Genomic DNA, 25,027 nt, shown 5'->3' with positions numbered 1-25,027 from the left:
TTTTTTCATCGATAATTTATAAGTCTATTATAATTATAAAAAAAGGTTTCACGTTGCTCTTATGTTAAATCGACTTCTTAAAAAGTCTGTGCCTGCTATGGTCGGTATAGATATTGGCTCGCACTCTGTAAAAGCGGTGTTATTAACACAGCATGAGCAGGGTTATCGCCTTGATGCTGTTGCTATAGAGCCCATGCCTAAAGGGGCTATGGCCGAGCGTAACATTCAAGACATTGAGGCGATTGGACGAGTTATTGCAAAACTTAGACGGCGCATTCCAAAGTCTGTTAGCCATGCCATTGTTGCAGTTTCTGGTCAAACAGTGATCACTAAGATGATCTACATGGATGTGTCTCTGAGTGACTCTGAACTAGAGTCACAAATCGAAATTGAGGCTGACAGCTTAATTCCTTATCCACTTGATGAAGTCAGTATCGACTTTGAAAAGTTGGAAATAAATGAAGCTGATCCATCCAAGGTTAATGTTTTACTCTCTGCTGCGCGCACCGAGAGTGTTGAAGCTCGTTCCGGCGCCGTTGAGGCCGGTGGCTTTGATACTAAGGTGGTTGATGTTGAAACGTACGCGTTATCACGCAGCTTGGATGTGAGCTATGCTGCACTGCCAGAAGATGCGAAAGATAAAGTTGTGGCGCTTGTGGATATCGGCGCGGTGATGACGCTAGTGAGTGTGGTGCAAAAGGGTGAAACCATCTACACCCGAGACCAAGTCTTCGGTGGCGAGCAGTACACTAACACTATTGTCTCCTACTACAATAAAAACTTTGACGAAGCTGAGCGCGCCAAGTGCACCAGCGATTTGCCGCCAAACTACACGTTTGAGGTACTTGCGCCGTTCCAGACCTCATTGCTACAGCAAGTGCGTCGGGCCGTGCAGATGTTCCTTACGACCAGCGGGAAAGACCAAGTGGATTACATTGTTCTCTCTGGTGGAACGGCAATGATCGAAGGATTAGATAGACTATTAATCGACGAGTTAGGGATCCACACTGTTGTCGTTGACCCATTTGCGAGCATGGAGATTGGTTCCAAAGTGGACCAAGAGCTAATGCAAAAGCATAAGGCACAGTTCGCTGTTGCTGCGGGTCTTGCATTGAGGAGTTTCTCAGCATGCCACATATAAATTTATTGCCCTGGCGTGAGGCCGCGCGTAAAGAAGCACAACAGCGTTTTGTAACTATTCTAGTTGTTGTCTTAGTCGCCGCTTTTGCGTCAATGTTTGCTTTAAGTTCATTCTACAGCGCACTCAAAGATGGGCAGAACGTTCGTAACAACTTCCTGAGCCGGGAAATTCAGATCTTAGATAGGCGCATCGCAGAAATTCGTGAGCTAGATAAGAAGAAAGAAAGCTTGCAACAGCGCATGCGTCTAATTGAAGAGCTGCAAAGTAACCGAAACCTCGGTACCCAAATAATGGATGAAGTGGCGAAAATTGTACCTTCAGGTGTTTACTTCACGACCTTAGAGCGTCGCGGCGATGCGATTCAAGTAACGGGTAAAAGTGAGTCAAACAACCGTTTATCGACTATGATCCGTCAGGTAGAGAGTTCATACCTGCTTGAAAATGCCTCATTGCAAGGCATTGTAGCCGGTGAAGAGCAGTCACGATTACTTAGCGATTTCAATATGCAATTCAATGTGAAGTCTTTCGATGAAATTGGCGAGGCACAAGAATGAGTATAGATCTTAAATCCCTCAACGATATCGATTGGAATGAGCTGGAACTCGATAATATCGGGGATTGGCCGGTAGCCGTAAAAGCAATTGTTTGTGTGATTGCTGCAGCATTGGTGTTGTTTTTCAGCTATAAACTATTGGTTGCTGACGAAATAACCTCTTACGAGCAAGCTCAGCAAAAAGAGTCTGAGTTACGCAGCACTTACCGTACTAAGTACGCCGTGGCAAGTAGATTAGAAATCTACAAGCAACAAATGCAGGAAATGGAAGAAAAGTTCTCGCAGTTGTTGAAGAAGCTACCAACGTCGAACGAAACCCCAGGGTTACTTGATGACCTTTCTTATGTAGGGACAACAAGTGGCCTGACCTTCGTAAAAATAGGTTGGCTTCCCGAGATTAAGAAAGAGTTCTACACCGAGCTTCCGATCAAAATCGAAGTAGAGGGAAGTTATCACGAGTTTGGCGAGTTTGTTGGCAAAGTGGCTCAGCTACCTCGTATTATCAGCTTGCACGACTTTGAAATTGAAGCGACGGGTGATGACCAGCTGGTATTCAGTGTGGTTGCTAAAACTTATCGCTATGAGGGGGCAGAATAATGAAAAAACTCCTCACAATTACCACCGTGGCGGTGTTATTGAGCGGTTGTTTTGATGATACAACCGAACAACGCGAATTTATTAACCGGGTAAAAGCCAGCACTCAACCTAATGTTGAGCCTATCCCCGAAGTCGCGCAGTTTGAACACTTTGCGTATGATGCTTCGAGCTTGCGTAGCCCGTTTGTGGCACCGCGCCCGGAAGTTATTCAAGATAAATTGATACAAGTGCAAAACTGTTTGCACCCCGATCCACAGCGTAAAAAGGAACCGCTGGAGCGTTATCCGTTGGATAACTTATCAATGAAGGGAACTTTAGGCTCAGGTGAGCAAACGTGGGCGTTAGTGAAAGCGTCGGATGCAACATTGCACCGTGTATCACGCGGCAACTATGTTGGCTTGTATCACGGTAAAGTGACACAAGTACGCAGTAACTATATAGAATTATTAGAGTTAATCCCTGATGGAGCAGGATGTTGGAAAGAACGCCTGACCAAGCTAGAGATGTTGGAGGCAGGCGATGATTCCAGTTCATAAAAATCAAGGTAAAAGCACAATGCAAAAACACGGATTCAATATGAATCGTATTTACTCTTTGGTACTCGCTTTTGCGACCCTATTTATGTCGAGTTTTGCGACCGCAGTACCGCTGTTGTACGACGTTCGCTATAACCCTTTGCTGGAAGGTGAAACTGAGATCGAGTTCGTTTTTGACGAAGAGATCTACATCGAACCGCAGATTCAGGTATTCAGTGAGCCAGCGCGAATTGAACTGTTTTTTGACGAAGCCGATTATGAACAGAGCCTTGAAGAGGTCTTAATCAATAAGGCGGGTGTTGAAAAAGTCACCAGTGAGTTCGTAAACGACGGCTTTAAAGTGACGGTTTATCTTGATCACTTAAAGATTTATCAAACCCGTATCGACAAAAACCTGTTCTACTTGCACGTTTCTGACAACCCTACGCAAGATGCTGCACAAACAATTGCAGAAGAAGATGAAGGCACAAGCTACATCAACCGTATCCAAGCGTTAGATTTTCGTCGTGGCGAAAAAGGCGAAGCTCGGGTGCTGGTATTCTTGCAAGAGAATATGGCGGCTATCGACGTAAGAGAGCAAGCGGGTAAGATTGTTGTTGAATTCCATAATACGGACATTATCGATGATCTGTTGTATCAACTCGATGTTATGGACTTTGGTACTGTCGTGAGCATGATTGAAACCTTCAAAGATGGTTCCAACAGTCGTATCGTTATCGATACCACAGATGCCTTTGATTACAACTATCAGCAGCTAGACAACATCTTTACTATCACTGTTGAAAAAGATGAGTCGAAGCGTAGCTTCTTGGGTAATGGTAAAGAATACCAAGGCCGCCCAATGTCTTTGAACTTCCAGGACATCTCAATTCGAGCAGTATTGCAAATTATCGCTGACTATAACGGCTTTAACCTTGTTGTTAGTGACTCAGTAGCAGGTAACATTACTCTTCGTTTAGATGGTGTACCTTGGGACCAAGCGTTAGACATTGTGCTGCGAGTTAAAGGCTTAGATAAGCGTATGGATGGTTCCATTTTAATGGTTGCACCGACCGAAGAACTTGCAGCACGAGAAGCAAAAGAGCTTAAGGCCAAACAGCAAGTTGAAGACTTGGAGCCGCTTTACAGTGAGTATATTCAGCTTAACTATGCTAAGGCGCAGACCTTTGCAGACCTACTGAAAACGGATGTAAACAGCATTATTTCTCAGCGTGGTAGTGTGTCTGTTGATGAACGTACCAATACGTTGCTTATCAAAGATACGGCGAAAAGTATTGAAAACGTGCGTCGTATGATTGAAAACCTCGATGTGCCAGTTAAGCAGGTTGTGATTGAGTCGCGCATGGTCACCGTTCGTGACAATGTTCAAGAAGACTTAGGTATTCGTTGGGGTTTCAGTGACCAGCAAGACAGTGACGGTATTTCTGGTAATCTTGATGGTGCCAATGCTATTGCTAACGGTCAGCGCCCAAGTATTGGCGACCGTTTAAATGTTAACTTGCCTATCGCTAACCCTGCGGGAAGCATTGGTATGCATGTAGCGAAGTTAGCAGATGGCACCTTGATCGACCTCGAGCTCACAGCGCTAGAGCAAGAGAACAAAGGTGAAATCATTGCTAGCCCGCGAATCACAACGGCTAACCAGAAAAAGGCACGAATTGAACAAGGTACCGAAATTCCTTATGTTCAGGCCGCCTCAAGTGGTGCCACTACCGTAACCTTCAAAAAAGCGGTGTTGAGCTTAGAAGTGACGCCTCATATCACGCCAGATAACAAAGTGATTCTCGATCTTGCTATTACCCAGGATACACGAGGCGACACTGTAGACACGCCAACTGGCCCTGCGACAGCAATCGATACACAACGTATTGAGACGCAGGTGTTAGTAGAAAATGGTCAAACAGTGGTGCTTGGTGGTATTTACCAGCAGCAAATTATTAACTCTGCTAGTAAAGTACCTTTGTTGGGTGACATTCCTTACCTAGGTTACTTATTCCGCTCAACCAGTGAGCGTAATGAGAAACGAGAGCTACTTATCTTTGTTACTCCGAAGATCATGGTAGAAGACTCGATTTAAGCACGAGTTAGATAGCAAAAAGCCACTTCGTTTGAAGTGGCTTTTTTGTGTGCGTTGATAACGAAAATGCGAGTTAAGTAACCCGATAATAGGCGCTCACGTTTTTACATGTATTCGAATACCTTAACGACGCGCTCCACGCCTGAAATATTGCGAGCGATATTGACCGCTTTGTTTGCTTCCACGTCTGCTACCAGCCCCATTAAAAAGACCTCACCGTTTTCCGTGACTACTTTAATATTGTTGCCACTGACATCCTCAGCTGCCAGCAACTGGGTTTTTACCTTAGATGTTAGCCAGGTATCGTGGCTTTGTGTGGTGATGCTGGTAGGAGAGCCAATACGTAATTGGTTATGAAGCTTTCGCGTGCCATCGATGCGCTCTGCTGCGCGTTGTACAGTGGTTTTATACTGTTCACTCGGCACTTGCCCTAGCAGTAATACAATACCGTTATAGCTGACGACAGACACGTTGGCATTGGCATTTTCGCCTAACGCCTCTTTAATCGCCATGGTGGTTTTTATTTCAATATTATTGTCATCTATCTGACTGCCTATAGTACGGCGGTCGTTGGCTGCTGTGACTGCGCCAGCGGTGCCGGCCACTACGGCTGCGGCGCAGCCTTGCAAGAGCACAGTACCAACTAAAATAGCTATAAGGTTCTTATTCATTAGCTTTCTTCCTGTGGGAATAAGGTCATATCAACAAGTTCTGTCAAACAGTGTATGTTGACCAAATGAGATTCCAAAATACGGCTTGGACGCTTAGCTGGTACGCGAATCTCGACGTCACTTGCACTGAGCAGTCCCGCCAGCTCGCCGCCATCATCGCCGACTAACACGATAACGGTCATGTCTTTAGTCAAAGCGGCTTCTACGGCGCTGACGACATTCTTTTCATTGCCATTAATAGCAATGGCAAGTAATAAATCCCCTTGCTCGCCGAGCGCCTTAATCTGCCTAGCAAAGATATCGCGGCTGGGTTGTGATGAGCCAGCCGGGCTTAAATTCAGTGCATGCGATGACAGCGATACCGCAGGTAAACACGGGCGCTCGGTCTCAAAATGGTTCACCAACAGAGCAGCAAAATGGTCGCTGAGCATATGGCAACTAGCAGCGCCACAACATAATAATTTGCGGCCGTTAATCAATGTCTGTGCAATACTCAACGAAGCGGTTTCAAGCACGCTAGGTAAAACTTCCCCTGCGGCAATTTGCGCCTGAATGCTTTCGGTAAAAAGTGCTTTAACTTGTTCCTGCATTTATAATACGTTCTTTATCCAGTGAAACTCTGGCTCTTTCTCACCTTGTATTGCGACAAAATCAGCACGCAATACGCAGCCTGCTAAGCCCTTTTGTTGCACATAGTGTGCAATGGTTCTTTGTAGTCGCTGTTGTTTGGTGTGGCTAAGCGCATGCAGAGCCCCGCCATAACTACTGTGGCGACGAAACTTTACTTCAACAAATACCCACACTTGACCTTCTTTCATTATCAGGTCCAGTTCGCCATAGCGACAATGGTAATTGCGCGCCACCGGCTTCAGCCCTTGCTGAGTTAGGTATTTCTGTGCCAGCAACTCAAAGTGCTGGCCTTTTTCTCGGCTATTGCGCCACGCTTTCGGGAGCCATGACATTACTCGATTCCTCAAATTGCTTCTTCATGAAAAGCGGTGTGGGATCGAGGTGCTCAAGACTCACTTTGTTAATGCTTCTTGACTGATAGCGTGCCCACGCTAGATGGCGAACAATCTCGCCGTTACTTATTACACTTAGCTCTCCAGTAAGACCGGTTTGGCTTTTTCCTGGCAGCATACTGAGCTGTCGCAATTGCGGGATCAGTGAAATCGCATCATAGCCCATGGCAAATAGACGCTGCTCAATGTCGGCAACGTCAGGCCAGAGGCTATCAAAGCGTTCTCTGAGCTGCCGAGTATTCAGGTTAGCTAACCCCTTTGTCGGTAGCATCCACGGTAACTCAGTGAAGTATAAGCCATTTAAATCACGTTTATCGGTGCTATCAATGCGCGTGCTGTGGCTTTTGGAGCTTGCATACAGGGGAATGCGCTCAACAAAGGTGCTCACGTTTACATCAAGATAGGGCTTTAATAGTCGAGTTTGCGTGGCATTAGCGAGTAGATAAACCACATCTATGTCGCGACGAGAACGGGTTTCACTCTTTACGTTGCGCTTAAAAATGCCCTCGATGGCGTCTATGCGTGCTTCGCTATCGTCGACTTCAAGTAACTCAGTGATGACTTTTTCCATTTCTTTATTGTCATCGAATAACCCCACAAGTGGTGGCTGCTCATTGTAACGTTGCCACTGACTGCTAAAGTGCTCACTCAATCTTTGTCCTGAGCGCTCATTTGGGGCCAAGATCAGCGGCTTTTCAAAGCCTTTAGCCATAAAGTGTGCTAAGGCCTGATCTAATTCGTGCTCCGGGGCTAGAGCAAAATAATAATGCTGTAAAGACTGGCGTTCGATGTCGCTGCGGTTCAGGTATATGCTGGGTATTCCCTCTAGCAAGTTGTGCTGTTCAAAGCGGTTAATGTTGCTTTTCAGTAATGGCCCTACGGCGAAATCGATTTGCTTGTCATTGAGCTGCTGCGTTAGTTGCTGATTTTCTAAATTTGCATCAATGAAATAAATGTCTTCGAATTGATAGTTATCTAGGGCCGCCAATACACCTGACTTCACGGCTTCACCTAGGCCCTTATTAGCGCCACTTAAAGGTAAAATAACGGCTAATTTAGTGGCGTTATAGGGCTCAACTTTCATCAGCTCAGCCACTTTTTCGTCTAGAGCAAAGCTCGCGGGGTGTCCTGGATAGCGGCGTTGCCAGTTATTGGAAGCTTGGTGTAACTCAACTGGAGAGCCCAAATAAAGTTGTTTTATTTTAGCAAGTTGTACCCAGCCTTTAGCGATAGCTGAGCCGGAGTCATACTTTGTTAGCTGTTGCGGGCTCAAAGATTGTAAAGACCGCCACAAAATGGGGTTTAACTGTGATGCTTCTATTTGATAGCGGTTTGCGGTTTCTGAAGCACGTAATAAAAATGGTGCGCTTTGTTGAGGCATTTGCATTCGCATGTAGGCGGTGCCTTGCACTAACTGATGCCAGTAGAAATGCTCTGGCGTTTGCAATTGCGATTGCACTGAGCGTGAGGTGTGCAAAGCACGTTGTGGTTCGCCCATTTGCGCTTGCGCGTAAGACTTTAATAACACCGCTTGAATTTGTTGCTCAGGGTGGCTGCGTAACAGGGTGTCGCTGGCTTGCAATAGTAGCGACCAATTTTGCTCATTAATAGCCTGATTTTGAGTGCGGTTAAGTAACTGTACGCGAGTGGCGCCTTCGCTATTTTGAGCTTGTTGGTATAACTGCTGTGCACTGAGTGTCTGAATCGGCTCAGGCTCACTCACGTTAGTTGTAAGATTTTCACTTTCTTGTGGCTTTTGTGTTGTGCTGCAGGCCGATAAGCCTGACAATAACAGCATAAAAGCAATCGATTTGAGTCGCACAGTCTTTGTATTCCAATTGGCCTTAGTGTGATTCGCTTATCTTACTGACTGATGCAGGAGAGCTCAATGTCCAATGCGGATATTTCAACCGACCCCCAAGACCAAGGTACCTTGTTTATTGTTGCCACACCCATTGGTAACTTGGATGACATCAGCCAGCGTGCTATCAAAACCCTAAGTGACGTCGACTTAATCGCTGCTGAAGACACGCGCCACACTGCCAAGCTGCTGTCGCACCTGGGACTCAGTAAGCGTACCTTTGCCTTGCATGATCATAATGAAAAACAAAAGGCACAGCAGGTACTCACTTGGCTACAACAAGGGCAAAACGTAGCGCTGGTGAGCGACGCCGGAACACCACTGATAAGCGATCCTGGTTATGCCTTAGTGAGTTTATGCCGTGAACAAGGGGCTCAAGTAACCCCAATTCCCGGCGCATGCGCAGCTATTGCGGCGCTGAGTTGCTCCGGATTACCCACCGATCAATTCCAATTTATTGGTTTTGCTCCAGCAAAATCCAAAGCCAGACAAAGCTTTTTCAGTGACGCGTATAACTCAGGCATGACCAGCATCATTTACGAAAGTACGCACCGTATTATGGCGAGCTTAGAGGATTTAAGTGCCGCGCTAGGAGAGCAAGCTCAAGTCGTGCTTGCTAAAGAGTTAACGAAAAGCTTCGAGACCTTCTTCAGTGGTACGGTCACTGAGTTACAACAGTTTTTACAGCAGGACCCTGCGCGACAAAAGGGTGAAATCGTGTTGATGCTGCCAGGGAAACCGAATAAGGCCAGCGCCGTAAGTGAAGAGGCACTGCGTTTGATTGCCTTACTGGAAGAGCACATGCCACTGAAGCAAGCTTGCGGTGTGGCTGCTGACTATCTCGGACAAAAGAAAAATGCACTGTATAAGGCCGTGATAGCGCAAAAGCAATAAAGTGCTGGGCAAATCACTTGGCATGCGTATAATGGCGCCCCTGAGTCAGCCGGATAATCGCTGCCTGTGACGAAAATGATCAGGGGGAGGAAAGTCCGGGCTCCACAGGGCAGGGTGCCAGCTAACGGCTGGGGGGCGTGAGCCTACGACAAGTGCAGCAGAGAGAAAACCGCCTAAGTCCTTCGGGACCGGTAAGGGTGAAAGGGTGCGGTAAGAGCGCACCGGGCCACTGGTAACAGTTGGTTGCAAGGTAAACTCCACCCGGAGCAAGACCAAATAGGGTTCCTTATGGTGTGGCCCACATCGGAACCGGGTAGGTTGCTTGAGCCATAGAGCAATTTATGGCCTAGACGAATGATTATCGATCTCCTTCGGGAGAGAACAGAACCCGGCTTATAGGCTGTCTCAGAAGCTTTAGTAACCGCTTGATTTGCTTATGTAGATCAAGCGGTTTTCTAAAATTCTTCTTCATCACATCGCAAATCCATGTACCCACTGGTACACGGTTTTCAACTTCAAAACGCTAATCACAGCGAAACATCTGCATCTCAAAAATATCCTAAGGTATTGATTTAGGTAGCTTTGCTTGCCTGATAGCATTCTCGCTAAGAGTTTGATTTTTCAAGCTTAACACTCGATTTCAACGGTACATGGTTTGGTACACGGCACTTGAAATCGGTATTTGTTAGTGGGGTGTATATGCGAGCTGTAGCTGGTTGCCAATATTTATATCGCCGTAAGGCTACGTACTACCTTAGGGTCAAAATACCTAAGCGCCTAGGCGTAAGGGAAATACGGCTGTGCCTTAGGACACATAAACTTGAGGTGGCCTTGGTATTGATGCAGCGCCTTAAGCCATTCATTTCACAGCTAAAGGGGCTTGTCATTCGGTCTAGGGCGTTAGACACTAGCTCTATAAGCCAGCAGCTCGACCAATTGAAAACCGCCATGCAAAAGCAGTTAACCATAGCCGATATAGACCCAATAATAGCCAAACTGGAACAAGGTTTCAGTGATGGTGGTCATGCCATTAATGCCTTAGGCGATAAATCGATACTGGAATTGGATGGTCGATTCAAGGAGTTGTTCGTTCATATGGCGGATACTGATTCCAATGAAGAGCGGGTTAATCGCTTCGCTGAGGTGCTGAAAGGCTTGTCGGACGACGAGAGATGGTCCTTCCTAGCATCCATGTCCTCGGTTATGAAGGTGTTCTCTGGGATGAAGGACAAACCGTCCGAAGGCGAGGGGATACCACAACAGGCCAATGAACTGTTGGCCGAACATGGTTTTGCCATTGAGCCAAATAGCCTACCTTACCGCGTACTTTTGAGTAAGCTTAAGGCCAGTAATGCCATACGGGATGAGTTATTGGCATCCATTTTCAATGAAGACTTCCTAGGAGAGCGAGAAGTCCAAGGCTTATTAACCAAAGCCCCCGAACCTATGGTGGTTGCGCCTATGGTTGAGGTGGATGATGAGCCAAAGGGCCCACTGTTTTCTGAAGTGTATGCCGAATTCCTTGAGTTTAAGATTAAGAAGGAAAAGCTGACCGAGAAAATACAGAAGGATTATGAACGATTCCACACGGTATGGCAGATATTGATGGATGACAGGCCTATCGAACAGTACAAGCCTAAGGATATAGGACGATTCATTGACAGGTGCTTTGAACTGCCCCGCATGAATATCGCGCCATACAATAAAATGAGCTGGCAAGAACGGGTGGAGTGTGAAGTGCCCGAGGATGATTTGATTTCGCCTAAGTCCGTCCAAGGCTATTACAAATGGACGCAGTCGGTGTTTGCATATGCCAAGAAAGACACGGTGGATCTTATTAGTGTATCACCTTGTTCCATCAAGCGAGACTTTACCACCAATATCCGAGGTGCCTTCTCTGATACAGAGCTAAAGCAGTTTTTAAATGCCGCTAAGGAAGAACGAAAAACATGGAAGAAGTGGATTATTCAGCTTGGCATATACACTGGGGCACGCCTCGGTGAGCTGGTTCAGTTAAGGAAGTCGGATATTCGGTATGATGAGGAAACCCAGCGCCATTACATACTGATCACCGATGAACATAAAGACCAGAAATTAAAGACGGATAATGCCAAACGTAAGATCCCGATGCATAACGAATTGATTACTAGTGGCTTTCTTGATTATGTAGCGACATGTGAGCAGGAGGTATTTGATGAGTTGGATAAGTCGGTAAGGGTAACAGGTTGGATGCCTAGGCTAATGGAATCCATCGGTGTGCCAACTTTCAATGAATTAGGCCATAAGCGATCATTCCACAGTTTCCGCCACACCTTTATTACCAAGCTGATGAATGACGGTGTGCCAGTTAACAACCTTCAACAGGTGGTGGGCCATGAAATCAGTTCCTTTGGTATCACCAGCAACTATACCCATAAGGCGACCAGTATTAAGAATTTGGTTGAGGTGGTGGATGCGTTTAGTATCGGGAGCTAGGAGGCGAAAATAAAAAGCCATTGTCGTAGTTGAGAATGGCTTCCCCTGAGACGTCTTTCAAGTTACTCCGATAGTCAGCAGAGAGAGAATAGCGGACGCTCACTATCTTGCTAGTCTTGGTAGTGCTTTTTTAATGCCAGTAAGAATGTTGTTCCAGCCAATACGTTCTTTCCAAAGCTTGCTACAACTATTACTCTGTAGCAGTCAATACGATTGGTTTTATATAACTCTAACGTATGCGTAGTTGCCACACCGTTGTCGTAATCTGTAATTTCAATAACTCTAAGAAGTTCAGGAATATGTTGAACTGATACATCACCACCTTCTCATTGTGCTGAGGCAGTATTTACTTTACTGTATGATTTAAGATAACTTTTTTAAGTCTTACTAGTTCGTCTATACATGCTTGGTCTCCTACGTTACAAGGTCTCGCTAATAAGTTTTAAACGCAAAGGAAATATTGGGCATTGAAAATATTTTATTCGTGGCAAAGTGATTTAGAATCGAAGCACAATAGAAACTTCATTAAGGACTGCCTTGAAAGAGCCGTAAAAAAGCTGAATAAAGAGTTGGAATTAGATGAAGCCGTTAGGTTAGATCAAGATACGAAGGGTGTTGCAGGCACACCTGATATTGCGAATACAATATTTGGAAAAATACAGGAGAGCGCTGTTTTTATAGGTGATGTTAGCTTTATAGCTGGTAACGAAGGCGAAAAGCTATGTTCAAACCCCAATGTTATGATTGAACTGGGGTATGCCTTAAGCAACTTAACTGATCTATGTGTTGTTAATGTCATGAATACGGCATATGGAAAGGCTGAAGGAAATCTTCCGTTCGATCTAAATCACAAGCGATGGCCTATTCAGTACGAATTGAACGCTGATAATTATGATAACAAAAGTGAAGTCAGGGAGTCTTTGGTTAACGATCTGTATCGTGCCATAAAGCCGATATTGGCAGTCAGAGAACAGGGTGTTCAGCTGGAACCACTGATTGAAAATCCATCATTAGAGAATATTAGGCACCATATTCTGGCCGCTCATTCAAAACATGATTGGCAGGCTCAATCAATAGGATTACGAACAACTGCTATATATTCAAGTAATGTGAATTTGCGCGTCGAAGTCAACTACACAGATGAGGGAACCCAGTGTGATGACTTCAAAGAGGACTGGGCAAATGTTTTCATAAAGCCTCAAGCTACTGGGTATTGGTGTGACATCTATTTTGGTCAAAGTCACATTGATCGAACTATTCTTGTTTCTGTTGATGAAGGACGAGCTTTACTCCCCTTGCCGAGAAAACTAAATGCAAGCGGGAAGTTACGTGTAGTTGATCCCTACGAGTATCGGATAGCTGAGCTGTTTGACTCTCAAGAAACGCTATACAGATATTTCTCCCAAGCGGGGTTAGGGATTGGTGAGTAAGCATTTAACAAACGCATTAATGAATGGACGTCTTAATCTTATGAGGTGTAGATGAGCGATATAATACTCCTATCAAGCAATGATTACAGAAATGATAGTGAGTTAAAGAGTTTATTAACAGTTCCATATTCTATGCTAGATGCTGCTCACCCTAGACTGACAAAAGAGCAGAGAAGGCGAGTCTTAAAAGAAAAGTACCATAAAAAATTGATTTCAGATGGGCTGGAAACCGGACTCTTAGAACTTAATCACAATGGGGAGTTAATCTATCGTTCAAAGCAGAGTGAGTCAGTTTTTAAAGGCTTTGTGTTTGAAGCCTTATTGGTAAGACTTTGTAATGACAATATGGAAACAATAGGTAAGGCCGCTTATCAGTGGTGTACGGAGAGGCAAAGAGTAAGAAGTGAGACGTTAAATAAAATCAAAGCCTTTGGGAGAGGGTTTATCACTACAAGGCAGAGCTTACCCCAATTATATAACATAACACATAAGTTTGATGTCCAATTCTATTATATGAATGAACAGCGCTCTGAGCCAGAAGTGGAAACTATTGTTAATACAAAAATTGAAGCAGGCATACAAGTCAAAGCAATTACATGTAATGAGCAAAGTGAAATTATAGATAAGATATTAAATAATACCTATGCTCATGTTTTGACTTGTTTGCGACATAACAATGGGGTTCATAGCTATAACGAATGCATGCGTTTGATTAGGGATATGTATTCAAGAGGCAAAATTGATCGTATGCAAAGAGTTTATCTGGAGAGTAGGATTTACTGTCCAGAACAGCTTTCTATTAGACAGTCGTGGATTGATGATTACAGTGAATATGTTTCTGATTGGTACCATGGCTATTCACAACCTGATGGCCCCATATCAGATGCTCAAGGTAGTGAAATTAAAGGATATAAAAACGAGAACTCTATTTTAGTTCCTGTTTAAGGTTGTATCGCCGCTTATAACAAGTTGCTGCACTCGGCTCGCTGCGCTCCCATTTTCCTGAGAGCAAAGCGTTCACCGTCCGCTCCAGCATAAAGCTGACATAGGCTTGCATTATTTGAACGAAAATAATACTGCAAATGGCGGTGCAAATACAGGCTGGTTCAACTATGTGCCATACTAGCTTATGCCCTAGGTTGCAGTGTCAATTTTCATTGGTGGTGCTCTTAGATGTGCCAAGGCCAAACGATAGGCCTTGGCTGGAGGAGGGTTAGGCTTTATTGATTGGCAGGCTGACGGATACCATTTCAATGGCCTTATCCAGTTCACCATTGGCGGTGGCATCGATCACGGTCTGAATCACCACCGGTAGGTGTTCTTTATCACCAACTTCAATCGCATGATTTCCCTTCGATAGCTCCAATGGTTTATTGGCGAATCTCACCTCCAGATAATACTTACCGCCTTTGGCATAGAACCAAGGGCTCACCTTCTTGGCGACTTTCACCTTTTCCTGTTGGCCTGTATCTTCATTCTTCTGCCACTTTTCCTTGTAACAGGTGTAGATTTCACCGTTAACCAGTGCCGTTGCCATTTCCAATTGGGTTTGAAGGCGGTTGATTAGCTTGTCACGACGCTTGGCCTCGGGTGTGGTGCTTTTCTCTGGGCGAGAAACGGCCTTGAGCGTACTCAATATTGATTTAGTCATGGTATTTACCTTTTGGTTGGTGGTTATTTTACAAAGCCAATTGGCCTTGTGGTTTGCTTGTGATTGGATTCAGTAATGAGAATGTCTAAGCAGTCTTGGGCGGATAGCTTAGTCGTCGAAAGTTGTTGTCTGCGTTTGATAATCGCAAAATCGCCGACAGCGATATTTTTAAGATTTGCGAGCTGCTGAAGCTGTGAATCTGTTATCTGAGAGCGTCCACACGCTTCTCTGAAGAGCCGTTTTAGCTGTTCTGATGTCAGATATTCAAATGCTAATTTAAAGTCAAAGCGACGCATTACAGCGCGATCGAGATGCTTATCAAAGTTCGTTGCAGCGAAGAGAGGTAACTCGAAGCAGTCGATTTGAGTCAGTAGCTCGTTAACTTGCTGTATTTCAAAATTTTGAGAAGCACCAGACCTATCGGCCAACAGGCTATCCACTTCATCAATAAATAGGGCTGCTCCTTGCTCTGTGGCATTGGCGAACAGGTTGGCTATGTTCTTCTCAGAACCGCCAACATACTTATCGAGGACGTCACTACAACGGATGGTGATAAGTTCTTGATTGGTTGTTTTGGCTAGGTGGTTGGCTAGAGCAGACTTGCCTGTACCACTTGGCCCTGTGAATAAGGCACGTACACCACTATGTTGTTTCATGGCGCGTTCAATATCCACCAAGGCTTTATTGCCTCCTTTGATATTTAGGTTATCGAGTGAAAACGCCATTTGTGGTTTGTAGGTGGCTGTAGTTGTTTTAAAGCCACAGGCTTGGTGGACTTCGGTAATTAGGCTGTCTACCAAGGCTTCAGCCTGCTTACCTTGGTGGCCTATGGTATGGCATACGAAGGCGGCATTGGCGATATTGGCTGGGGTAACATTGTCCTTGGTGGCAAGCTGTGCTTTGAATGGCTTACTTAACCTTAGGCCTTTGGTGGTTTTGGCGATAATGCCTTCCATCACTCGGTTGTCAGGCACGAAAACGTGTTTTACAAAATTGAACCGCCTAAGCACACTGGCAGGGATGTCTTCCACCGAATTGACCACCCAAATGCACGGCACCGTGTTGGCTTCGAGCATGGCATGTAGGTTATCTTTGCCGCCGGATGCTCGGTGGTTGAAGACCTGTTGGACAAGTATGTCCTCGGCCTCATCCAACATGAGTAGCGACTTCTCATCATGGCTGACGATACGTTGTATCAGTTGGTGGTGCTGAAGCCTAAGATTAGAGCTAAGTTTCTCTTGTTCATAATCGACTTCTCGCTGTTGGACGTTATCACCCAAGGCTTTAATGGCGATAAGCGAAGCGCCTAAGGTGTCAGCCAACAAGCGGCACAGGGTTGATTTGCCTGTGCCAGGTTCACCCCACAGAAGTAGGTTGACCCCTTGAATGGAGTGGTTTAACGCGATATCAAGGAAGGCGATTAAATCCTCTAACTCAAGGTGTTCAAAGTCACTTAAGCCTAAGGTTGATGGTGGTTGTATCTGTACCAATGGCTCAATTAACTCGGTGTAGCTTGTCACCTTTTCACCCACTAACTTTTCCACCAAGGCATGAGGGATACCCGATTGGTCTAGTTGAAGATACTGTGAACCTCGGACAAGGCCTGTTTCCACCAAGGCTAGGTTGATGTTAATCAGTGCCTCTTCAGTGATTCCAACCATATGAGAAAACATTGAGTTAATGTGTATATCCGAAGGCAAACAGCAATGTATCCATTCATAGAGGCCGCCGTTTACCTTTAGCACCGCCATGAGCTTAATCACTTTCCAGCTATTGGCTGGTAGTTGTAATCCGTGCTCAAAGACGCGGCAGTTGTGGCCTAGATCGCAACCCTTGGTGACAGTTAGCCGCTGCTGTAAGTGCTGGGTGAGGTTGTCGAAGTCCTCTGTTTGCCCCGTGAACTTAAAGGAGGTGCCACAGATACTTTTTATGGTGGCGCCTTTGACCGCTATTAAGTCAGTCGAGTCAATAAAGCCAGAAGTTATCGCCCGATATGTATAGCCTGTGGCGTAGGACTGATACATATTAGAGGGCAGCAGCTTATTATATGAGCGAGTCATGAAATCCCCATAAATCAATGCGTTGAAGTTGTTGCATAGATTTTACGGGGATTGTGTTTTGGCCTGTAGGGTGTACCTTGGCCGGAGGTAGGCGACGAAATTTCTTAGTTGAGATTATTCGTCGGGTTGATAGCTACAGATGATTTCGGCAAGCTCATCTTCTTCACAGTAGAAATAGGCCGTAGGCACGTTAAGCACTATCGCTATACTTTTTACCATACTAAAATCGGGCGCATGAACCCCTTTTTCATACTGGTTCATGCGGGCACTTGCCGAACCTTCATCAATACCAGCTTCGATACCTAGCTTCTCTTGAGTGTATTTTGCTTTCTCCCTTGCTTCCTTTAACCGCTTGGGGAACGGGCTTTTGGACATATTCAGTATCTCTTTGATTCTTTATAACTCATCTAAGAGATTCTTAGTTTTTCCATTGACTTATTTACTAAGGAGTACTTAGTATCTGTTTGAGCTAAGTATTCCTTAGTTAAAGCAACTGTTTATTAATTCCATTGAGGGAACCTAATATGAGCGCCAAATGGAAAGCCATCGCATTAGTTACTTTATCCACCACTGCACTTAGTGCCCAAGCCACAACAATTAACTGTAGTCACCTAGAAAAAAGCTCTTACATTGATCCAAAGGCATATCAACCTAATCGGATCAGAAGTCCATTCGGAAGTTGGTCGACAGGGTTGGTTGATGGAATTGAGAAAAGGTTTCAGGAGTGCCTGACCGAATACACGAAAAAGCACGGTGCTGAGGGCTTCAAAACACAAAAGCTGGTGAAACAACAAGCCTACTTTGAGACCGTTAAGGCAGAGATAAAGGCTAATATTCAAGTCCGCCAATTTGCCAATGAGTACAAGGGAAAAGGTGGCAAGTTGATGGATAATTTAGAGCGCACCTTGAACCAATATGGTATCCAGTATGATAGTGGTAATGGCTTTAGAAACAAAAAGCTACCAATCGAGCGTGACAGCATTTCTTCAATAGCCGCTACAGGGCTTGGCAACAAGCAACCTCAGGCGTTGACCGAGGGAGCAATTGAAGATATTCGTGAGCAAATATCACAACTGTCAGAGTGGGAAAAGGCAGTAACTCCCTTGACGCAATCGGGCAATGTGGACATGAAGGATATGCTGACTTACAGCGACAGGGAGCTGCTTCCTAAAACCTCAAACGTATCTCAGCAGTTTAACAGCTACTTAAAGGATACGCGTTACGAGCCTTATTTGGCTGTATTCAATCAATATGCAACAAAGCTGAACAAACAAATTAACCCCTTTATCGACCAACACGCCAAGGGCCAGCTTGATTTACAGACCATAATGCAATCACCGAACTGGCGCGCACAGCTCCCCAATGAATTCGAACTGGAATCGATCTTAGAAGCCTTAATGCGAAGTGGCGAGATGCTCGAAAATCGAGGGCTACCAGCTGAGAATATCAACCAGGTGAAGGCTATTTTAGCTGAAGCTCAGTCTACTAAAACCAAGTTCCTAGCTGCACATAAGTCTATTCAGCAAGCTGAAAAGGAAAACAACCGCCAGATAATGCGAGCTGAAGAACGAGCGAAGGAAAATAGCAGGCAATACGCTGTTGCAGCGCAATCGAGTGAAGCGGCCCAAAGCCTTCGAGACCTTGGATATCCTGATGCGATGTTCTCGTTTGGGCAGTATGGCAACCCGATAGACAGCACATATGCTGTAGTGCATTGCCTGTCTAGTCACTTTGGTGGGCATGAAGTCGAAAAAAATGGTAAGGCAATCGAGATATCGTTTGGCAAAAAAGGGCTGTTCAGCTTGGATACCCAGTATGTGTTGAGACTGAGCTTTGTAACCGCCTACGGAACTCAACAATATGTCATCGTTGATACGGCCGAGCCTAACAACCCTGCAACTCAAGATGGTATGAGCAAAATCATCGGCCTAGCCCAGAGAATAAAGAGCTGCGGCTCTTCATCAGGCATCAGCCTGATTAATTAAGATAAATTTTAAAGCGGGAAAGTGGATATATGAGTTCTTATATAACAGGAGTCGAACGTGGGTTATAAATCATCTTTAAGAACAGTCGAATTCGGGTTGATTGCTTTAGCTTTCGGTATTGGGTGCTTCTATATGGGCGGCGTATTTTTTATGAGCGACCCAACGCCTTTACCCAGTGTGATTAAGCGTTTCTTATCGCGTCATCAGGAATTCATAGAGACGGCTGAATTGCTCGTGATGATTACAGGAGACTTGATTGTGATTTTTGGGGCATTTCTGATCGACTTTGGATTTAAGTTCCTATTCTCTAAAAAATACAAAGAAGCGTTTATAAGCGTCTCTGGCACGGGGTTATCAATCCCAAATTTTCTTACAGGTGAGCAAGTCACCATTCCTAGTAGTGCAGTGATAGGGATAGACGAATTTAATAAGAACATTCACATTCGTTATTGGGCTGAAAAAGAAGAGTGTTCAATTGGCTTTCCTCTTTTTCTTCTGAAAGAGCCGGAAGGTTTTATTCGTGCATCCAAAGAGTTGAACTTAGAGCAGGCTAAGGCGGATAGGAAAACGGAGTCTCAAAATCAGGATTTGTACACAGTGGTATTTGGAAAAGACAATGCCGTTAAAGATCGCTTAGCAAGTCAGCTAACGCTTATCGCGAAGCTAGTTAAACGGCCATTGGATGTGATTCAACAAGAATACTCAGATGGGTCAGTGGTGATTCGAAAATCGCTTTCCAAAGAGAAATCAGTAAAGCTGAAAGCGGGACTCAAGAAGTATCAGATAGATGCAAGTATCGTTGCCGAAGGCCGTGACAGTCAGGAAGCTACGGAACCTGTAATAAAGCCTCGGCTGCTAACAGCCCCAAGTTTCCCTGTTGTTGTTACGCTTGGCATTATTCCTGGTGGCTTGGTGTTGTGGCTTTTAATCAATCGTTTTTTGCGCAGCCAACACGGGCGTAAAGCGGCCTTGCAGCCTATAGCACTGTTTGTTGCTGTTGTGGTGGAAATGCTGGTCTATGAAACAGTTGAAGGTGGTACAACCGATATAGTGATTGGTTTAATTATGTTGTCGTCTTTCATCTTTATTTCTTTCAGTGTAAAACGCACGCTCGAAAGTGAGTTTGGAAGAAAGCTAAGCACAATCAAGACAATTCTGTTTAGCTTAATTTACGTGAATTACAAAACGAACCAGTTTATTGCTGAAGAACAGGCGCGGAGCTAAGGCTGCTGAGCTTGCTGTAAGTAGGAAGTGTGAGCATTGGCGGCAAGTAAATCACTATATTTACCACCTATTCCGGCTTCTGGTATTAGGAACGGTGAAAAGGAAGAGTTGAGACTCTCAACTCTTCAATTTGCGCTAGTATGATGGGTAACTGGTAAATAACTCTAATACTTACATGTACATATGATTAAACCTCTCCTTGTACTTGCTTGTGTGTCTAACGCTTAGCTTCTTAAGGGGAACCATTGTAGAGATGCTACCTACCTGCTTTAACCACTCAGATTTGATGGCATTCATTTTAATTACCGGTACTAGGTATGGCTTAATTGCTTGCCTGATCTTCGCTCTTTCATATTTGTCATGCTTTCTTAAAAATGGTGTCAGCCCCATCGCTTGTATAGCCATTAATTCATAGCGCCCTAAACAACCATTGCGCTTAATTTTGCTTAAGCTGTATGACTTTATGCTATTAAACTTGTTCAAGTAGTCATGGTCGGAAATAAACTTATTCAGCGGTGTTTTTAGCTTACCAAGCCTTAATTCCGCTCTGGTAGATTCATCTGGTTGAAATTTAAAGCCAAAGTTCTTTTCCTTAGCCTTTCTATCGTATACGGCCAGTTCTTGCATCCTGTTTTTAGGCTGAAAATAGATAAGTTCAATATCGCCGTCACTGTTAAAATAGATGCCAGCCTTGCGTGAGAGAAGCTTATCAAACAGCAATTTAGACAGCGGTATATCACTACCCAATGCGATGTGTACATTTGTAACCGTAAGTTGGTCCCAGTAATAAAGATAAAGTTCTGGTGTCAGGATGTGCTCCAAAAAAAGCCTCGCACAGTACCATTGTGACTTGGAGTACTTGTGTCCTTTAAGTTCAATAGTTAGAAACCTTCGGCTTGAAGAGCTCGGGCTACATTTTACGACCAGATGCGGTGTTTCTATGTTACTACCTGAGTGGTTAAATTCTTCCTCAAACAACGGCAATCGAATAAAGCGCTCGTATCCGGCTTTTGGGTATAGTATTTGGGTCAGCTCAGCTGTTGTTTTATTCGCTATTCGGCAGGCCAAGTCTTCAATATTTAGCCTTATTAGTTCTTGATGCTCTTCATCTCTTACGTCCAGTGTTAACCGCATATAATCTACTTTGCATGATTTAATAAATGTGTTCATCGTAACGACCTCTTAAAAGTGGGGGGAGTAGGCGCATATGCGCCTTATTGGCTACTTGCTTTCAAGCTGCTTGATGGCTTTTCTTACTTCTCGAACAGCATCTTTACAGTCATGCTTTTTTAAGAGATCGCGGCATATCAACAACGTAGACTTTTTAGGAATTGCGTCAGAAATAGCTGAGCAGACACGTTTCGCAAAGTGTCGGTTTTCTTTGTTGTTGAGAGCTTCGTTGAACTGTTTCCGAAGTTTTAGCTGTTCCGAATTCAACGGGCATTTAGGCGTTTGTGTATTAGTGTTGGTTTGTTCATTATCCTCCTGTTCCTTTTGAGCTGAAAAATTCAGCTCCTTCAAGTACTTCTCAACCCGTTTACGAGTCAAATGGCTGCCTTTTAGTTCGGACACTTCCAGCTCAGACAGAGCGTGCTCGTATACAGTTTTGCGATCTTGCTCGGTCAGATTTTTCATAGGGAGTAAAGCGTACGTGCTGAACTTTCCAATATTTTCTTCACCACACATATCTACTGTAATAAGGGCTGTATGAAGATCATTATTGATACTGTCATAGCTCCGATTGAACTTTTCCTGATTAGCTTTGGCCCAATCCTTAAAGCTGTTATATTCCAGTTCCTTATATGCCTCTGCCTTCCAAAAATCATATACAGGTCTCTGGATTGCTTTTGTGGCATTTATTATTGCGAGTGAGAGTTTGGTAGCATGCTTTTGAGATGCTGATTTACGCTTTGATGGTGTTGTTTTCTTTTTGCAACTAGCCATGGTTTCGTTCCTATTTTTTAGGTTGATTTAATTTTCATAGTCATTATCAACCGAGTGTTTAGGAGCCTTATTCCTCGACTTTTTAATTAATTTAGATGGAGTCAAAAGTTGCTCTATACCAATACCTGTAAGGGTTGTAGAGTTTTCGCTTGTGTGAAATTAAAAGTAGGTTGAGGTCAGATGAATAAGTTGGCAACATTAAATGAACGAAACCCTTAGCTCATAAGGGGTGTGGCAAATAGTAAAATAATTAGGTTGGGGGAATGAAAATCCATGACGGATGTTATTGCGATAGGATCGGAGGCATTTCCATTAAAGCTTACTGCCCATGGTGGTAGTGAGTACTCAAAAAATAGCTTGATAAACTCAGGCGATTTCTCGACTCACAGGGCTAACTTGAATGAGAAACACATGAAATTGCCCCATGAGAAAGGAACATTCCTGAACTTTTACAAACTTAAGCAAGATGAGCCTTTATCGTTCGTTACAAACGTTATTTCGAATCCACACCTGAGTGTTTTAGAGATAAAGTTAGCCCTGTATTTGTATGACCTTTTCCAATTCGAAATGCCAGAGGGTGGGGTATTTCTTTTAGATAAGGGGTTGAATGCTGATAATGTTGGCAAGTTTGTTGGTACTGACGACTTCCTTTATCACAGCTTCCCCTCAGAATCTCAGCCAATGTTCGACCTAGGTGAGGCAGTTCACTTTCAAAATGTTATGAAGGACTTGCACTTAGAATATTCAGAAGCCGAAGTTCGACATGCAGTTTTGAATTTACATAATTTCTCATATATCACGGTAACAGAAATTGGATGGGGAAATATTCAGGCCAGAGCTGCCAGAAATATCACCAACCTCCCTAAAGAAAATAGGATTTACGGTCTAGTAATACAGCTTTTTCCAATGATGGATGAGAAGGATATTAGCAGTTATTGGAAACCGAAAGAGAGAGGTTAGGCTTGGTTCAATGCTTTATAAACAGTAGCCCTAGCACAGCCTAGGGCTTTTGCTATCTGCATCTTGTTCATCCCATCAGCGTACATCTGCCTGATGCGCTCGTGCAGTTCCTTGTTAATTCCTTTGCCTTTGTACTTACCGTTAGCTTTAGCAATAGCTATACCTTCACGTTGGCGCTCAAGTATCATAGACCGTTCGAATTGGTAGATTGCAGCTAGTAGTGTAACCATCAATTCTTGAACCGGATTGTTGGTGCCAGCAAAATCAAGGTGTTCTTTGTAGAATTTCAAACTAATACCTTGTTCGGTGAATAGACGGACTAACCTAAGTAGGTCTTCGGTATTACGTGCCATGCGGCTTATGTCATGGCAGTGAACTACATCACCCTCACGAGCATATTCAATTAACTGCTTGAGGGCTGGCCTGTTAGTGTCTTTGCCGCTGCACTTGTCAACGAAGGTCTTATCAAGCTTAATGTCGATTAATTGGCGAGCTGTGTTTTGATCAACTGAGCTCACACGAATGTATCCGATTTGTTTAGTCATAGTAGAAGTGCCTGTTTTAAGTCTATGACTTTAATGGTAACTGGCTACTATAGATTCCGAAATGGCTTAAAATAACCGCTCGTAGGCGAGAAACTGAACGGCTATTTTGAGTGTACTTAAAGTGGACGGTTATCTAGGAATTTCTCTTATATCTATAATTTATCAATTTGGACAAAAAACCTAAATATATAAATAGGTTATAGATTACGGCGCTATGAACATCAGGTGGAGTGCGGTACTCGTTACGCGTAAGGGCTAGCCAGCTTATAAGGATAAAGCTAGCTAGCAATCTGATTACTGCCTTACTTTTTCGGGTAAAAAGCTTTGGAATACAGGCTGAAATAGGATACGTGAAATCCTAGTCTTAAAGTCTAAGCCTTTTAATCACGTTTAGCTTATCGAAAATCATTTTTAACCCTTATTCGAGGTTTTTCGAACGCAAAGTATCTAACCAGAGCATTAATAAAAATCTTAGTTTTCCTTCGGCTATATGCACTTTGGCCATCGTATCTCTCAAATAATCTCTCAAGTCCGCGGGCCAGGACAATAACGACAAACTTAATTTCTAGGTAAGCCACGTAAACCATAACAGGGACAAAAAGAAAAATCATAATGAGTTCTTTCCAAGAAGCTTTACCGTAGAATTCAAAAACTGTTTCGAGGCTTGCCCCACCTTTTATAGATAGGGTTACTATGCCTGCACATAACATTAGAAACATCGCCAATACTCTGGGTTTCGATTCGTTTGAAAATATATGCTCAAGAATATCTTTCGCACTGAAGCTACTGAATCCTCTGTATTTTTCACGTAAAGATACTGAGCTTTCAATTTTTTCAGCCAATTCTAAATACTCGAATTGATTGTGTGGAAGATGCTTATGTAGCCACATTTTCTCCAGTTTCCACAGTTTATCTTCTTCGGTATCTAAAATGGATTGAGCTCGTTGGCGAGTCAAGCTGTCTTTTTTGAATGTCACCTTAAACCAGCTAAATGTCGTAATAGCCGCAATGGCTAAAAACACAATCATTCGAACAGATTTACTGGCATCGGGAAACCCAAAATATGCTTCTGGATTGGTAATCCCAACGAACCAAAAAATGGAGAAACAAGATAAAAGCATTGAAATCATAACAAACCATGTTAACCAAGATTTATATGAAAAGACCCCCCGGTATGATTCAAATGTTTTGTAATAGTCATTGATCGTTGTATGTACATTTCTCATCATCACTCACCTAAGATCTTGCTTACCATCGGTTTCATTTCCAGCCCAAACAACATGCCCATTTCGCAGAAAGAAATGACTTTTGCACCCCACTTGCCTCCATATAGAAGGCGTTAGTGTTGGATACTTTCCATTTTTATGAATCTGCCAAGCAGGTCTGTGGTTTGTAAGAAGG

The 25,027-nt window shown here is 44.0% G+C and carries 23 protein-coding genes and 1 other RNA gene; 13 read left to right on the top strand and 11 right to left on the bottom strand.

Translation table 11 applies throughout. The annotated features are described in order from the left end of the window. The first annotated feature begins 61 nt into the window (after nt 1-61). The 5 genes from MHM95_RS10030 to MHM95_RS10010 are packed head-to-tail and all read left to right on the top strand — an operon-like array spanning nt 62 to nt 4,904. Entirely contained in the window at nt 62-1,141 is a 1,080-nt protein-coding gene (locus MHM95_RS10030) for a pilus assembly protein PilM (protein WP_022946666.1), read from the top strand. After that, nucleotides 1,129-1,695 (top strand): PilN domain-containing protein, encoded by a 567-nt coding sequence (locus MHM95_RS10025; protein WP_022946665.1) that lies wholly within the window; start codon nt 1,129-1,131, stop codon nt 1,693-1,695. Before MHM95_RS10030 ends, MHM95_RS10025 begins: the two co-directional genes overlap by 13 nt. Beyond that, nucleotides 1,692-2,291, top strand: coding sequence for a type 4a pilus biogenesis protein PilO (gene pilO / locus MHM95_RS10020; RefSeq protein WP_045980430.1), 600 nt, complete (start codon nt 1,692-1,694; stop codon nt 2,289-2,291). The genes MHM95_RS10025 and pilO overlap by 4 nt, the downstream gene beginning before the upstream one ends. Then, nucleotides 2,291-2,827, top strand: a complete 537-nt coding sequence (locus tag MHM95_RS10015; RefSeq protein ID WP_022946663.1) for a pilus assembly protein PilP — start codon at nt 2,291-2,293, stop codon at nt 2,825-2,827. Before pilO ends, MHM95_RS10015 begins: the two co-directional genes overlap by 1 nt. Next, nucleotides 2,811-4,904 (top strand): type IV pilus secretin PilQ family protein, encoded by a 2,094-nt coding sequence (locus MHM95_RS10010; RefSeq protein ID WP_022946662.1) that lies wholly within the window; start codon nt 2,811-2,813, stop codon nt 4,902-4,904. Before MHM95_RS10015 ends, MHM95_RS10010 begins: the two co-directional genes overlap by 17 nt. A 104-nt stretch (nt 4,905-5,008) precedes the next feature. Here the strand turns inward: MHM95_RS10010 and dolP are convergent, their stop codons facing one another. The 4 genes from dolP to MHM95_RS09990 are packed head-to-tail and all read right to left on the bottom strand — an operon-like array spanning nt 5,009 to nt 8,395. Next, entirely contained in the window at nt 5,009-5,575 is a 567-nt protein-coding gene (gene dolP, locus MHM95_RS10005; protein ID WP_045980429.1) for a division/outer membrane stress-associated lipid-binding lipoprotein, read from the bottom strand. Continuing rightward, nucleotides 5,575-6,165 carry an SIS domain-containing protein gene (locus tag MHM95_RS10000; protein ID WP_022946091.1) on the bottom strand — a complete coding sequence of 197 codons (591 nt, stop codon included), beginning with the start codon at nt 6,163-6,165 and terminating at the stop codon, nt 5,575-5,577. Before MHM95_RS10000 ends, dolP begins: the two co-directional genes overlap by 1 nt. Then, nucleotides 6,166-6,537, bottom strand: a complete 372-nt coding sequence (locus MHM95_RS09995) for a YraN family protein (RefSeq protein WP_239385189.1) — start codon at nt 6,535-6,537, stop codon at nt 6,166-6,168. Then, nucleotides 6,506-8,395 (bottom strand): penicillin-binding protein activator, encoded by a 1,890-nt coding sequence (locus MHM95_RS09990; protein ID WP_239385188.1) that lies wholly within the window; start codon nt 8,393-8,395, stop codon nt 6,506-6,508. Before MHM95_RS09990 ends, MHM95_RS09995 begins: the two co-directional genes overlap by 32 nt. A 90-nt stretch (nt 8,396-8,485) precedes the next feature. On the opposite strand from MHM95_RS09990, the gene rsmI reads away from it, so the two are divergent. The 5 genes from rsmI (at nt 8,486) to MHM95_RS09965 (ending at nt 14,202) form a co-directional block, all read left to right on the top strand. Then, the gene (gene rsmI, locus MHM95_RS09985; RefSeq protein ID WP_022946088.1) at nt 8,486-9,352 is read left to right on the top strand and encodes a 16S rRNA (cytidine(1402)-2'-O)-methyltransferase; all 867 of its coding nucleotides are present in this window, start codon (nt 8,486-8,488) and stop codon (nt 9,350-9,352) included. A 41-nt stretch (nt 9,353-9,393) separates the two neighbouring features. After that, nucleotides 9,394-9,764: RNase P RNA component class A (gene rnpB, locus MHM95_RS09980), an RNA gene on the top strand. A 287-nt stretch (nt 9,765-10,051) separates the two neighbouring features. After that, nucleotides 10,052-11,827: a site-specific integrase gene (locus tag MHM95_RS09975; RefSeq protein WP_239385187.1), complete on the top strand. Its 1,776-nt coding sequence runs from the start codon at nt 10,052-10,054 to the stop codon at nt 11,825-11,827. Between the two features lie 467 nt (nt 11,828-12,294). Beyond that, nucleotides 12,295-13,257, top strand: coding sequence for a hypothetical protein (locus MHM95_RS09970; RefSeq protein WP_239385186.1), 963 nt, complete (start codon nt 12,295-12,297; stop codon nt 13,255-13,257). Between the two features lie 51 nt (nt 13,258-13,308). Further along, on the top strand, nt 13,309-14,202 hold the full coding sequence (locus MHM95_RS09965) for a hypothetical protein (protein ID WP_239385185.1): 894 nt from the start codon (nt 13,309-13,311) through the stop codon (nt 14,200-14,202). Nucleotides 14,203-14,470: 268 nt separating this feature from the next. On the opposite strand, the gene MHM95_RS09960 is transcribed toward MHM95_RS09965, so the two are convergent. The 3 genes from MHM95_RS09960 to MHM95_RS09950 all read right to left on the bottom strand — a co-directional run bounded on the left by MHM95_RS09960 (nt 14,471) and on the right by MHM95_RS09950 (nt 17,343). Then, nucleotides 14,471-14,908 (bottom strand): DUF6641 family protein, encoded by a 438-nt coding sequence (locus tag MHM95_RS09960; RefSeq protein ID WP_239385184.1) that lies wholly within the window; start codon nt 14,906-14,908, stop codon nt 14,471-14,473. Nucleotides 14,909-14,931: 23 nt separating this feature from the next. Beyond that, the gene (locus MHM95_RS09955) at nt 14,932-16,968 is read right to left on the bottom strand and encodes an ATP-binding protein (protein ID WP_239385183.1); all 2,037 of its coding nucleotides are present in this window, start codon (nt 16,966-16,968) and stop codon (nt 14,932-14,934) included. Between the two features lie 114 nt (nt 16,969-17,082). After that, nucleotides 17,083-17,343 carry a helix-turn-helix transcriptional regulator gene (locus tag MHM95_RS09950; RefSeq protein WP_239385182.1) on the bottom strand — a complete coding sequence of 87 codons (261 nt, stop codon included), beginning with the start codon at nt 17,341-17,343 and terminating at the stop codon, nt 17,083-17,085. Between the two features lie 149 nt (nt 17,344-17,492). Here MHM95_RS09950 and MHM95_RS09945 point away from each other — a divergent pair, with 149 nt between their 5' ends. Beyond that, nucleotides 17,493-18,953: a hypothetical protein gene (locus MHM95_RS09945; protein WP_239385181.1), complete on the top strand. Its 1,461-nt coding sequence runs from the start codon at nt 17,493-17,495 to the stop codon at nt 18,951-18,953. A gap of 57 nt (nt 18,954-19,010) precedes the next feature. Beyond that, a complete protein-coding gene (locus MHM95_RS09940) occupies nt 19,011-20,177 on the top strand; it encodes a hypothetical protein (protein ID WP_239385180.1) in 1,167 nt (388 codons plus the stop codon). Between the two features lie 171 nt (nt 20,178-20,348). Here the strand turns inward: MHM95_RS09940 and MHM95_RS09935 are convergent, their stop codons facing one another. After that, a complete protein-coding gene (locus MHM95_RS09935) occupies nt 20,349-21,347 on the bottom strand; it encodes a hypothetical protein (protein WP_239385179.1) in 999 nt (332 codons plus the stop codon). 51 nt (nt 21,348-21,398) lie between these two features. After that, nucleotides 21,399-22,121 carry a hypothetical protein gene (locus MHM95_RS09930; RefSeq protein WP_239385178.1) on the bottom strand — a complete coding sequence of 241 codons (723 nt, stop codon included), beginning with the start codon at nt 22,119-22,121 and terminating at the stop codon, nt 21,399-21,401. A 273-nt stretch (nt 22,122-22,394) separates the two neighbouring features. Here MHM95_RS09930 and MHM95_RS09925 point away from each other — a divergent pair, with 273 nt between their 5' ends. Beyond that, a complete protein-coding gene (locus MHM95_RS09925) occupies nt 22,395-23,081 on the top strand; it encodes a hypothetical protein (protein WP_239385177.1) in 687 nt (228 codons plus the stop codon). Here the strand turns inward: MHM95_RS09925 and MHM95_RS09920 are convergent. Beyond that, nucleotides 23,078-23,626 (bottom strand): recombinase family protein, encoded by a 549-nt coding sequence (locus MHM95_RS09920; protein ID WP_239385176.1) that lies wholly within the window; start codon nt 23,624-23,626, stop codon nt 23,078-23,080. The two genes, MHM95_RS09925 and MHM95_RS09920, sit on opposite strands and share 4 nt — an antisense overlap. 395 nt (nt 23,627-24,021) lie before the next feature. Next, on the bottom strand, nt 24,022-24,855 hold the full coding sequence (locus tag MHM95_RS09915; protein WP_239385175.1) for a hypothetical protein: 834 nt from the start codon (nt 24,853-24,855) through the stop codon (nt 24,022-24,024). Nucleotides 24,856-25,027: the final 172 nt, after the last annotated feature.

Origin of the sequence: Pseudoalteromonas sp. CnMc7-15, assembly GCF_022347925.1 — a bacterium.
Classification (GTDB): domain Bacteria; phylum Pseudomonadota; class Gammaproteobacteria; order Enterobacterales; family Alteromonadaceae; genus Pseudoalteromonas; species Pseudoalteromonas ruthenica.
The sequence above is the reverse complement of the archived record's forward strand: the minus strand, read 5'-3'. Positions and strand labels throughout refer to the sequence as shown.